The following is a 12,182-nucleotide window of genomic DNA, read 5'->3' on the forward strand; positions in this document are numbered from 1 at the left end:
GGGGAAACAGGGCTCGGGTGAGCCGTTCAGGCCGGGACCTGGTCCCGGGCCGTGGCCCGGGGGTCCGCCGGGGGTGATGTCGGGGTGCGGCCGGCCCGCGGCCGGAGCACCCGGGCGAGGACGCCCGGAGACATGAGGTGCTGCGGAGGCGCCTGCAGGTTGGCGACGCTCAGGAACGCGTGCCCGACCACCGGGTCCGCCTCCGCCGCCACGTGCAGCCGGGAGATGTAGCGGTTCAGCAGCCTCGTACGCGCGGTGCGCGGTCCCTCGACCGAGGGGAACCGCAGATCGCCGCCGACCGACATGTCCCACGGCACGTCGATGATCCGCCCGGCGCGCTCGAAGAAGCGGCGGGCCAGGCCGGTGCCCCCGCCGCCGGCCAGGCATTCGCGCAGCGCGGCGGCCTCGCAGGCGGCGACCGTCATGCCCTGCCCGTACGACGGGTTGAACTGGCACAGCGCGTCGCCGAAGACCAGGTAGCCCTCGGGGAAACGGTCCAGTCGTTCATAGCGGCGGCGGATGCTCACCGGAATGCGCATCAGCCGCGGCTCGCCGAGCGGTTCCAGGCGCTCCAGGAGGAGGTGCAGGTCCGGCACCGGGAGCCGGGCGGCGAAGCGGTGGTAGCCGTCCGGGTCGACGGGCGGCACGTCGTCGCCCATGCCGAACAGGGTGACCAGCCAGCGGTCGCCCTCCCCGCTGAGCGCGACCCCGCCCCTCGGCACCGACGCGGTGTGCCCCACGATGAGGGCGACGAACTCGGCGTCACCGGGACGGCGCCGGTACTCGCGCGAGACGTATACCAGCCGCGAGTCGACGCGCTCCTCGGGAGCGGGCTCGTACCCCAGCCGGCGCAGCCACTCGGTGCCCCGGTTGCCCCGGCCCGTGGCGTTGACCACGAGGTCCGCGGGCATTTCCTCCGGCCCGTGCCCCGCCTCACGACCGGCGCCCGCCAGCCGTACGCCGGTCACCGCGCCGCCGGAGCCGGTGACCGGTTCGACCACCTCGCGGCGTTCCAGGATCGTCACGCCGGGAAGGGCCGCGACCCGGGACAGCAGGGACGCCTCCAGTCGCGGTCTGCTGACCGTCAGGCCGCGCATCCGCGAGGGCGCGGACCGCAGTCGCCGGCCGTCGTTGTACCAGCGGACGTCGTTCTGGATGTCACAGGGGGTGGCGCCCGCGGCGATCAGGTCCGCGGTCAGCCCGGGGAACAGGTCCTCGAGGATCTCGCAGCCCCGGGACAGCAGCCCGTGGGCGTGGTGGCCCTGCGGCACCCCCCGCCGGGGGACACCCTGGTCCGGTAGCTCGTCACGGTCGATCACCGTGACCCGGCCGAACGTCTCGGTCAGCACCCGGGCCGCCAGCAGCCCGCCGATTCCCGCCCCGGCGACGACGGCGTGCCCGTCCGGCCGGATTTCGGCCGTGGTGCGCGTCACTCGCTTGATCATGGTCTTCCTCGTCGTCAGGCCGCCCGGGTGAAGGCGGCGCCTGCTCACGACGACGAGGATGTGCGGGCCCGCTGGGGGGCGGCTGGGAACCGGCTTTCCCAGCGGGTTTCCCAGCGGCTTTCCCAGTGGTGCCCGGCGGCCGGGAAGGCCCCGGCCGCCGGGAAGACCCTGGTCACGGAGAGGTCCTGGCCTTCGGCGAGGCCATGGACATCGGGAGGACTTGGGTCGCTGGGAAGACCGTGGTCGCCGGGAGGACCGTCGTCCGCGTCACCGGGACCGGCGGCCCGGGACCAGGGTCCTGACCAAGCGGCTCGTCTCCTCCCGGGACAGCTCCCGCCCGCGGGCGGCATGGCGCTCGTACTCGTGCGGCGGCAGCGCCCCGCGGACCGCGGCGGCCTCGCGCGGGCCGTCCAGCGGGTCCATCAGCTCAGGGGACACGCCCGCCCGGGCGCCGATCGCCTCCACCGCCCCCATCAGCACGGCGGCCTCCTCCGCCCGGCCGGTCAGCGCCAGCGCCCGCGCCGTGCTGTGCACCGTCACCAGCCAGAAGGAGATGTCTCCGTAGCGGTCCATGGCCGCCAGGAGGTCCCCCGCGACGGCCAGCGCCCTGGCGCCGTCCCCGCGGTCCGAAGCGGTCTTCATGTCGCACCAGGCGGCGCCGTCCGCGGCCCAGTCGTGGCCGCTGGCGTGGGCGGCGGCGATCGCCTCCTGGAAGACCGCGTCGGCGGCCGGCAGGTCTCCCAGGGCCCGCAGCGCCATGCCCCGCACCATGAGCGTCTCGGCCTCCAGCCAGGACAGCGCGGTGTTCCGGGCGATCTCGACGGCCCGCCCGGTCAGGGCCGCGGCGTCGACCGGCAGGCCGGCCAGCACGCCCGTGTACGCGCCGTAGGCGGTGGCGCCCGCCTCCGTCACCGGGTCACCGGCCTCGCGGGCCTCCTCGACGGCCGCACGGGCCGCCTCGTGGGACCGCGCGGTCTGCCCGGCCAGGTAGAGCAGCGCCGTCATGGCGAAGCGGGCACGTGCGCGGACACCGGGCCCGGCCTCCGGGGCGGCGGCGAACGCCTCCGACAGCCAGGCCAGGCCCTCCGCCACGTGACCCATCCGGAACCAGAACCAGAAGAGCGCGCCGCCCAGCCGCAGCGCGTAGTCGCCGTCGCCCGCCGCCAGCGCGGAGGCGAACGCGGCGCGGAACTCCGGCTGGTCGCGGCTCAGCCCGTCGAGCAACGCCGCGCCCTGGGGGCCGCGCAGGTGGCGTTCGACGCTCTCGGCCCGCGCGAGCGCCCAGGTGCGATGGCGGGCCCGCGTCTCCTCCAGTTCCTCCGGGGAGAGCGCGGCCAGGGCGTACTGGCGCACGGTCTCCAGCATCCGGTAGCGGCGCGGCGTCGTGCCGGGCTCGGCGGTGACCAGCGACTTGCGGACCAGCGCCGACAGCGGGGGGAGGACGGGCGTGATCCCGCCGACGGCGGCCGCCGTCTCCAGGTCGAAGCCGCCGCCGAGCACCCCGAGCCGGTGGAAGAGGAGGCGTTCGTCCGGCAGCAGCAGGTGGTCGCTCCACGCGATCGTGTCCAGCAGGGTCCGGTGGCGGTCGGGACGCCCGGCCGGCCCGCCCACGAGCAGGGTGAAGCGGTCCTCCAGCGCGTCGGCGATCTGGTCCACGGACAGCGTGCGGCACTGCGCGGCGGCGAGCTCGATGGCCAGCGGGATCCCGTCGAGCCCCGCGCACAGGGCGGTGATCCTCTCTCTGTCGTCCGGCCCCGTCGTCCAGCCGGGAACGGCGGCGGACGCACGGCTGAGGAAGAGGTCGGCCGCCTCCGTGGCGGCGTCCAGAGGCGGCACCTCGTAGACCGCCTCACCGGTGAGGCCCAGAGCCTCGCGGCTCGTGCCGAGGATCCGTACGGCTCCGCAACGGGTCAGCAGGGTGTGGGCCAGTGTCGCGACCGGAGTCAGCAGGTGCTCGCAGTTGTCGAGGACGAGCAGCGCGTCGCGCCCGGCGAGCATCGCGGCCAGCTGCTCGGCGGACGACGCGGCGGGCAGGCCCAGGGTGGTCGCGACGGTCGCCGCCAGCAGATCGGGGGCGCGTAGCGCGCCCAGCTCCACGAGCCAGGGCCCGTCGCCGCCGTCGCGGGTGCCGTCGTGAGCGCGGGCGCGGGCGACCTCCAGGGCCAGCCGGGTCTTGCCCACCCCTCCGGGCCCGGTGAGCGTAACGAGCCGGTGCTCCTCCAGCAGGCCGGCGACGGCCGCGAGGTCGGAGTGACGGCCGACGAATCCGGACAGCGCGAACGGCAGGTTGCCCGAGGGCGGCGGGGGCTCCGCGACCCGCGGGGAACGCACGGGGCCGGACCGCGCGGGCGGCGGGGCCAGCCGGGGGTCCTGGGCGAGCACGGCCGCCTCCAGGTCGCGCAGGCCGCGGCCGGGCTCGACGCCCAGCTCGTCCGCCAGCCGCCGGCGAACCCTCCGCAGCGCGGCGAGGGCCTCGGCCTGCCGTCCCGACCGGTAGAGGGCGAGGGCGAGCAGCTCCCAGCCGCGTTCCCGCAGCGGCTGCTCGGAGACCAGCGCCTCCAGCTCGCCCACGGCGGCGACGTGCCGCCCCGACGCGACGACGGCGGCGAGCCGGTCCTCGCGCACGGCGGCCCGCAGCTCCTCCAGCCGGGTCGCGTCGGGCACCGCGAACGCGGCCTCGGCCACCTCCGCGTAGGCGGGGCCACGCCAGAGCGCGAGTGCCTGCCCGAGCAGCTCCGCGGCGTGGTCCGGCTCGCCGTCCTCCAGCGCGCGCCGGCCGCGCGCGGCCAGGTCCGTGAAGCGCTCGGCGTCGACCATGGCCGGGGCGGCGCGCAGGGCGTATCCGGCTCCTTCGCGTACCAGCAGCCGGGCCGGGGCGCCGGACGCCCGCTCCGGCTCCAGCACCCTGCGCAGGTCGGCGACGTATCCGTGCAGGGTCGTCATGGAGGGCGGCCGGGAGTCCTCCCACACGTCCGTGAGGATCCGCTCCGCGGAGACGTTCCTGCCCCGCGCGATCAGCAGCATCGCCAGCACGGCCCGCTGCCGGGGACCGCCGAGGTGTGCCGGGCGTCCGTCCACCTCCGCGCGCAGCGTGCCGAGCACCCCGAACCGCACGCTCTCGGCGACGCTCACCGCCGGACCCTCCCCGGATCACCGGCCGGGACGTGTGTCCCCGAGCGCGGCGGCGGCGCGCCTCCGCGGGACACCCGGGGGACCGTCGTCCGAGGGACGTGAGGGCAGCCGTCTAACGGCACCGGTTCGGCCATGAGGCAATAATGCCGCGAACGTGATCACAGGACACTCCCTTGATCGGTCGATGCTTGTCGCCGCCGTCCGTGCTCCTGTGGCAGGTGTGGCGCGGCGGGGGGAGATGTCCGCTTAACGGACGAACAGCCCGTCCTTAACGCCCGCATAACGCGCCCGTGGCCTCGACCCCGGCCTGACAGTCTCCGTTAGGAACGCTGTCGAATTGGGTCTTGCAGACCCGCGACCACGAGGCTACGATCCGTACAACTCTTAGGAAACTTTCCTAAAAGAGAGCCCTCCGGGAGCCGGCATGGCCTCTTCCCATCCCTGACGTCTCCTCCTCTTCGCGTCCCGTCGCGCTCCCGGCTTCCGTACGGCCGGTGTCCCCCGATCGGCCGCCTCCGTCAGGCGCCGGTCGTACGGAGCTCCGCCAACCTCCCGTTCACCCCCCACAGAGGTTGTGACCATGCAGATCACGAATCCGCGCCGCGCGTCCTCCACGACCCTCGCCCCGCGTCCGGGACGGCGCGCATGAGAAAGCTCGTCGGCATCGCCACGGCGGCGTCCCTCGCATTCGCCGCCCTGCTCACCGGCGCCTTCACCGGAACGGCCCGGGCCGCGAACATCGCCGCCAATCCGGGCTTCGAGTCGGGCCTGTCGGGCTGGACGTGCGCGCCGACGGCACAGGTGGTGTCGAGCCCGGTGCACGGCGGGTCGAAGGCGCTGTCGGCGACGCCGGCCGGCAACGACTACGCCCGGTGTCAGCAGACGATCGCGGTGAAGCCGTCCACGACGTACGCGTTGTCGGCCTGGGTGCAGGGAAACTACGTGTTCCTGGGCGCGACCGGCGCCGCCGTCGAAGTCCAGACATGGGGCTCACCCGGGTCGGCGTGGTCGCGCCTGACCACGTCCTTCACCACGGGGTCCGCCACGACGAGCGTGACGGTCTACCTCAACGGCTGGTACGGCCAGGGCACCTACTACGCGGACGACGTCGTCCTCGACGGCCCGGGCACCGCGCCCTCGCCGTCACCGTCGCCGTCCCCGTCGGCCTCGGCCAGTCCGTCGCGGTCGCCCTCGCCGAGTGCGAGCCCGTCGCCCTCCGGGCCGCCGCCCGACCCGGGCGCCATCACCTTCGCGCCGTACGTCGACATCACGATGACCACGCCGTCGCTGGTCAGCGCGTACACCGCGACCGGGGTGAAGAACTACACCCTCGCCTTCGCGCTGGGGGACAGCACGGGCTGCAACCCCGCCTGGGGCGGCACGATCCCGATCGGCGACGCGCGGATCGTCAACGACGTCAAGGCCCTGCAGGCCAGGGGCGGCCAGGTGATCGTGGCCACCGGAGGCGCCGTGGGGCCCTACCTGGAGCACAGCTGCGGCACCTCGGCGGCGCTGCTCGCGGCGTACAAGAAGGTGCTGGACACGGTCGGCACCAACTACCTCGACGTGGACGTCGAGGCGGCCATCGACGCAGGCAAGGTCAACACGGCGCTCAGGCAGTTGCAGGCCGAGCGGGGCACCGTGATCAGCTACACGCTGCGGGTGCAGGGCCAGGACTACGGCGTCGATCCGTTCTCGGTGCAGATCCTCCAGGACGCGGCGGCCAAGGGCCTGAACGTCCTGGTCAATCCGATGCTGATGGACTTCGGCTACTCCGGCTCCTGGGGCGCCGCGATGGTCGGGGCGGCGAACGCCACCGTGGCCCAGATGAAGCAGATCTGGCCGTCGAAGACCGACGCGCAGATCAGGCGGATGCTCGGCCTCACCCCGATGATCGGCAAGAACGACACGGGCCAGGTGACCTACCAGGCCGACGCCCGCACGCTCCTGTCGTACGCGCAGGCGAACCACGTGGGACGGATCGGCTTCTGGTCGGTGGGCCGGGACAACGGCGGCTGCCCGAACGGCACCCTCTCGCCCACCTGCAGCGGCGTCTCCCAGTCCGCCTACGAGTTCACGAACATCTTCAAGGCCTTCACGGGCTGAGCCCTCCTCGATCCCCCCACTCACCCCCCAACCCACCTTGCGAGGAAGAATGCAGCTTCGCCTCCGTACGGGCCGGCACGTCAGGGCCGCGCTCGCCCTGGTCGCCTCCCTCCTCCTGGCGGTCGCCGGACTGGTCGCGGGAACCACCGCCTCCGCCTCGGCGGCGCCGAGCGGCCTGGTCGTGCTGGCCTACCCCGCCTGGGCCCCGAACACCTGGTACGCCATCGGCGCCCGCGTCACCTACCAGGGCGTCGACTACGAGTGCATCCAGGCGCACACCTCCCTGACCGGCTGGGAGCCGCCGATCGTCCCGGCGCTCTGGAAGCCGGTCGGCGGCGGCACGCCGTCGCAGAGTCCCTCGCCGACGCCGCCGTCGGGCGCGCCGGGCAAGCCGGGCAACCCGTCCGTCACCGGCACCGGCAGTTCGTCGATCTCGCTGTCCTGGTCGGCGTCGAGCGGCACGGTGACCGGATACCGCGTCTACGAGGGCACGTCGGTCCGGGCGACCGTCAGCGGCACCAGCGCCACGATCTCCGGCCTCGGCACCTGCACCACCCACACGTACACGGTCAAGGCGTACAACAACAACGGCGAGTCCGCGGCGAGCGGGTCGGTGACCGGCACCACCACGGGCTGCCCCGCGAGCGGCGGCAAGCTTCCCGGCGCGCCCTACCTGTACGAGGGCTGGGGGAACCCGCCGAACCCGGCCACCGTCATGAGCGCCACCGGGGTCAAGCAGTTCACGATGGCCTTCATGCTCTCCGGCGGCGGCTGCGTCCCGGCGTGGGACGGCTCGCGCCCGCTGTCCGGCAGCGCCGACGCCACCGCGATCTCGCAGATCAAGGCGGCCGGCGGCAACGTCCAGATCTCCTTCGGCGGCTGGCAGGGCAACAAGCTCGGCCCGAACTGCTCCAGCTCGTCCGCCTTCGCCTCGGCGGTCCAGCAGGTGATCAACGCGTACAACCCCGCCGCGGTCGACTTCGACATCGAGAACACCGACGAGTTCGAGAACGAGGCCGTCCAGGACCGCATCCTCGGCGGGCTCAAGATCGTCAAGCAGAACAACCCGAACGTCAAGGTCGTCGTCACCTTCGGCACCAGCACGACCGGCCCGAGCTGGTGGGGCACGCGGCTCATCAACCAGTCCAAGGCGCTCGGCGTGAACATCGACAACTACACGATCATGCCGTTCGACTTCGGCGGCGGCGCGAACATGTACCAGAACACCGTCAACGCGGCCGAGGGCCTGAAGAACGCGCTCAAGTCGGCCTGGGGCTGGAGCGACGCCCAGGCGTACGCCCACATGGGCATCTCCGGCATGAACGGCCTGTCCGACCAGCAGGAGCTGACCTCGGTATCCACCTGGACCCAGATCCGCGACTACGCCAAGTCGAAGGGCCTGGGCCGGCTCGCCTTCTGGTCGGTCAACCGCGACCGCGGCTGCCCGGGCGGCGGCGTGGTGTCGAACTGCAGCGGCATCGCGCAGAGCGACTGGGACTTCACCCGGGTCACCGCGGGCTTCTGACCCCGGCGACCGGGAGAAGCAGGCCCTGGTGAAAGGGGCCGGGCCCGGCACACCGGGCCCGGCCCCCGCCACTCGACACGGCCACTCGACACGGCCACGCAACCCGCGACCGCATCGGCCGCGCGCCCCGGGAGACCGGGCGCTCCTCGGCAGGCGGCCGGCGCCGCGAGCCCGACACCCCCTACGCGTCGCGCCGGTCGCCCCCGTGTGTGGGGGCCAGCAGGCCGATCAACATCCCGACGATCACGGCCATGACAAGAGTGATCCAGAGGCGAATCTTCATCGAGGTCTCCTGAATGCTACGCTCCGTGCTCACAGTACCCCGAAAGGTGACGTAGCGCGACGGTCGGACGACCGAATACGCCCTTGAGTCGCGGGTTTTGCCGTTCGTCGTGCAGGCTTGGCAGCGTCATGGAATACGCGATCCCCACCAGCATCGTCCTCGCCGCCGGCGTCGTACTGGCGCTCGTCGCCCAGTGGAAGGGCTGGCGGCCGTCTCTGGCCGTCACGCTGACGCTCGGCATCGCCGTACGTGTGCTGATCATGATTCTCGCGGCGAAGGACACCAGGTTCCAGCCGGTCGACTACGTCAACAGCTTCCAGCCCGCGGGCCGGGCGATCGTGGACGGTCGCGACCCGGTGCTCGAAAGCAACGGCGGCTGGCACTTCCTGCCGATGATCCCCTACCTGTACGGCCTGCTGCTGTGGCTGGGCGTCACCTGGGACTACGCCGGCCGGATCGTCACGGTCGTCTCCGACATCGTGCTGATCCCGCTGGTCGGCAGGCTGGCCGGGGGGCGGACCGCGAAACTGCGCGCCTTCCAGTACGCCTGCAGTCCCCTCGCGATCCTCGTCGCCTCTGTACACGGCCAGGTCGAGCCGGTGTCGCTGGTCTTCGGCGTCGCGGCGTACGTCGTGGCGCGCGGCCCGGGCGACTGGCGGCGGCCGGAGCCGCTGCCGTGGGCCCGCCTGCGGATCGCGGACCGCGCGCTGCCGCTGCCGTGGATCCCGCCGGGGGAGATCGTCCGGAGGCTCGTCCGCCCGTCGGAGGAGGACAGCGCGGCGATGTGGCGGGCGGCCTGGGCGGGCGTGCTCATGGGTCTCGCGCTGTGCGCGAAGAGCTGGCCGGTGATCCTCGTCCCGGCGATGCTGATGTTCCTGCCGGGGCTGCGCAGCCGGCTGGTCTCGCTGGTCGCCGTCGCCGTACCGCCGGTGTTCTTCCTGCTGACGCTCCCGATCGGCGGCTGGACGGAGTGGCGGCAGCTGCCGGAGGTGCTGAACACCATCGGCCTGCGGCCCAGCGACGTCCGCCCGATCACCGGAGACTGGGGCTGGACCGCGCTGGTCAGCGGCGGCAACTGGAACCTCGACCCGACTCCGGCGCGGATCGGCCAGTACCTCATCTACGCCTCGATCGTCGCCTGCCTCGTCTGGTGGCGCAGGGCCGACCCCGTCGACGTCACGATCGCCATCCTGCTGTCCTTCATGATCTTCACGCCGCGCCTCGGCGCGCAGTACCTGCTGTGGTTCATGCCGTTCCTGGTCGCCCGGCCCACCCGCTGGGCCTGGCCGGCGATCCTCGGCAGCACGCTGTGGGCCGCGGCCGGATACATCGTGCTCACCCAGTTCCACGGGCCCGCCTGGATGGAACTGCACGCGCCCTGGGCGATCAGTTCGCTGCTGGTCTTCCCGCTGCTGGCCGCGGCCATCCCGTGGAAGCGCAGGTACGCCGAGGGCGCGCCGTTGCCCTCGCCGGACGGGAGAGCACGCGTACAGGCCGCCTGAGCCCGGCCGACTGGGTTCGGTTTCGCGAAGGCCGCTCAGGTCACGATGAGCCGGACCAGGTGACCATGGCTCTTGTAACCGGGCGGATCGCCGTCGAGCCGCCCGGTCACGCACTCGAAGACGCCCGGCCCCGCCTCCCGTACGAAGAAGGCGGTCTCGGCGATCGACGACAGCAGACGGATCACGTCGCGGTGCACGTGGACGCCCTCCCTGTCGCCGGCCAGCGAGACCGTCACCTCGTACACGCCGTCGTCGAGCAGGCGTTCACCGGTGAGCAGCCACTCCGAGCCGCACGCCCGGCGCAGATGGGGGAGCAGGTGCGCCTCGGGCTCCTCGGTGACCCACCCGTCCCTCCCCATCGCGTCGAGCAGGGCCCGCACCTGTGGCTCCATCGCCGAGGCGTCCGTGATCCCGGTCAGCCGCTCGTCGTCGTCCCATCGCCGCATGACCAGACCCTAAGCCGGAGCGCCCCGCCGTACCCCCCGCCGTACCCTGCGGAACCGCTCCGTGTCGGGGAGCGCCGGGCCGTGCCCGGCCGGAGCGCCGTCAGTGATCGCCGGACTGCTCCGAGCGCGTTCCGGGACGCGTTTCGGGGCGTGGGTCAGGGCGCGGGTCGGGGTGCGGGTCGGGGTGCGTATCGGGATGCGTATCGGGGCGGGGTTGCGAAGAGCGTTCCGGCAGCCGCCCGGAGATGAGTGCGGCGGTCCAGGCGCCGTCCGGATCGCTGTCGACGAGCAGAGCGCGGACGAGCAGGCTCAGCGGAATCGCGAGCAGGGCGCCGAGCGGGCCCAGCACCCATCCCCAGACGATCAGCGAGAGGAACGTGGCCGTCGTGGACAGGCCCACGGCGTCCCCCAGGAACTTCGGCTGGATGAACGACTGGATCACCACGTTGATCGCCATGTAGGCCGCGATCACCAGCAGCATCGTCTTGGGCCCGCCCTCCAGCAGCCCGAGCAGCGCCGGGGGGATGAGGCCGAGGATGAACCCGATGTTCGGAATGTAGTTGGTGATCAGGGCCAGGACGCCCCACAGCAGTGGGAGCGGCACGTCCAGGATGTACAGCGCGGTGACGTCGAGGACCGAGCAGATCAGGCCGAAGACCGTCGAGACGATCAGATAGCGGCGGGTCTTGGAGCTGAACGTCTTGAGGGCGTTGGTGAGCGCCGGCCGCTCTGTGGAGGCGGCGTCGACGATCCGCGTGATGACGGGGGCGTCGAGGCTCATGGCCAGGAGCAGGACGACGATGAGGAACAGGCTCGACAGCACGCCGAGGAGACTGCTGAGCAGACTCTGGGCGACGCCGATCAGCTTGCCGGGATCGAGCGACGACAGGGCCTTGTTGAGTTGGTCGCTGCCGTAGCCGAGCCCGGCGGCCCAGTGCTGCAGGTCGGTGACCATGGCGTTGAACTGGACCGTGTAGGTCGGCGCCAGGATGGCGAGTTGCGCGGCGGCGATGCTGAGCACCGCGACCATGCCGAGCAGGACCAGCAGCACCAGCGCCAGAGGTACGGCCACCTGCAGCCACACCGGGGCCCGGCGGCGGACGAGCCACCCGCGCACCGGGGAGACGGCGATGACGAGTGTCAGCGCCAGGACGACCGGGCCGACGATCGAACCCACCGCCTGGACACCGGCGAGGGTGATGACCGCGGCCGCGGTACCGACCAGCACGATCAGGGCACGAGGGAATCCCTGTCGAATCACGTCCGGCTCCTACCCCTTCTTCGCCACCCAAGGTGGACCAGTCCTAGCACGCCTCTGTCTCTGCCCCTGCGCGTGTACGTGACTCGTGACGGGAATGACGCCGGGCGGCACGTCGTTCAACCGGGGCCCGTGGCTCCGCGGAACTTCCTTCCCGGCACTGAGCTGGGAACAGATCCGTGCGCGAGTGCGTTGGACGCGAACCGGGCCAAGACAGTGACAGGGCCTGGTAATCTTGTGATGTCGGCGCGGTCCGGCGCACTCCTCTTCGATCACCTGGGTGGTTGTGTTGTGTGTGCGCGGCCGGTTGGCCGGCGTCTCCTGTGGCTTCTGGGTCTTCGCACCGGTGGTTTTGCGCCGGGGTGAGGGTTCGGGTAAGTTAGAGGGGTTGCCCCGGAAACGGGGCGGTCGAATTCCTGTCGGTTGGCGGGTTTCGGGTCAAGTCGGTTCTGAACAGGGCGGATTTGACACGGAATGGCTGATCG

7 protein-coding genes are annotated in these 12,182 nt (G+C 72.4%); 3 read left to right on the forward strand and 4 right to left on the reverse strand.

Annotated elements, in window-relative coordinates; genetic code table 11:
- Positions 1-26: 26 nt before the first annotated feature.
- On the reverse strand, positions 27-1,433 hold the full coding sequence (locus HHX37_RS30020; RefSeq protein WP_182887590.1) for an NAD(P)/FAD-dependent oxidoreductase: 1,407 nt from the start codon (positions 1,431-1,433) through the stop codon (positions 27-29).
- 279 nt (positions 1,434-1,712) lie between these two features.
- Positions 1,713-4,577, reverse strand: coding sequence for a BTAD domain-containing putative transcriptional regulator (locus HHX37_RS30025; protein WP_182887591.1), 2,865 nt, complete (start codon positions 4,575-4,577; stop codon positions 1,713-1,715).
- A 645-nt stretch (positions 4,578-5,222) separates the two neighbouring features.
- Between HHX37_RS30025 and HHX37_RS30030 the strand changes: the two genes are divergently transcribed.
- The 3 genes from HHX37_RS30030 to HHX37_RS30040 all read left to right on the forward strand — a co-directional run bounded on the left by HHX37_RS30030 (position 5,223) and on the right by HHX37_RS30040 (position 9,993).
- On the forward strand, positions 5,223-6,683 hold the full coding sequence (locus HHX37_RS30030; protein WP_182887592.1) for a carbohydrate binding domain-containing protein: 1,461 nt from the start codon (positions 5,223-5,225) through the stop codon (positions 6,681-6,683).
- Positions 6,684-6,732: 49 nt separating this feature from the next.
- Positions 6,733-8,208 carry a carbohydrate-binding protein gene (locus HHX37_RS30035; protein WP_182877529.1) on the forward strand — a complete coding sequence of 492 codons (1,476 nt, stop codon included), beginning with the start codon at positions 6,733-6,735 and terminating at the stop codon, positions 8,206-8,208.
- Between the two features lie 411 nt (positions 8,209-8,619).
- Positions 8,620-9,993: a hypothetical protein gene (locus HHX37_RS30040; protein WP_182887593.1), complete on the forward strand. Its 1,374-nt coding sequence runs from the start codon at positions 8,620-8,622 to the stop codon at positions 9,991-9,993.
- Positions 9,994-10,028: 35 nt separating this feature from the next.
- Here the strand turns inward: HHX37_RS30040 and HHX37_RS30045 are convergent, their stop codons facing one another.
- On the reverse strand, positions 10,029-10,439 hold the full coding sequence (locus HHX37_RS30045) for a hypothetical protein (RefSeq protein ID WP_117409155.1): 411 nt from the start codon (positions 10,437-10,439) through the stop codon (positions 10,029-10,031).
- Positions 10,440-10,539: 100 nt separating this feature from the next.
- Complete coding sequence (locus HHX37_RS30050) at positions 10,540-11,700, reverse strand: AI-2E family transporter (protein ID WP_182887594.1); 1,161 nt, start codon at positions 11,698-11,700, stop codon at positions 10,540-10,542.
- Positions 11,701-12,182: the final 482 nt, after the last annotated feature.

Source organism: Microbispora sp. H10885 (assembly GCF_014161415.1).
GTDB classification, from domain to species: Bacteria; Actinomycetota; Actinomycetes; order Streptosporangiales; family Streptosporangiaceae; genus Microbispora; species Microbispora triticiradicis.

Excerpts from the sequence above, each read along its gene's own strand:
- HHX37_RS30045 (WP_117409155.1), bottom strand. The coding sequence starts at position 10,439 with ATGCGGCGATGGGACGACGACGAGCGGCTGACCGGGATCACGGACGCC.
- HHX37_RS30030 (WP_182887592.1), top strand. The coding sequence starts at position 5,223 with ATGAGAAAGCTCGTCGGCATCGCCACGGCGGCGTCCCTCGCATTCGCC.
- HHX37_RS30035 (WP_182877529.1), top strand. The coding sequence starts at position 6,733 with ATGCAGCTTCGCCTCCGTACGGGCCGGCACGTCAGGGCCGCGCTCGCC.
- HHX37_RS30040 (WP_182887593.1), top strand. The coding sequence starts at position 8,620 with ATGGAATACGCGATCCCCACCAGCATCGTCCTCGCCGCCGGCGTCGTA.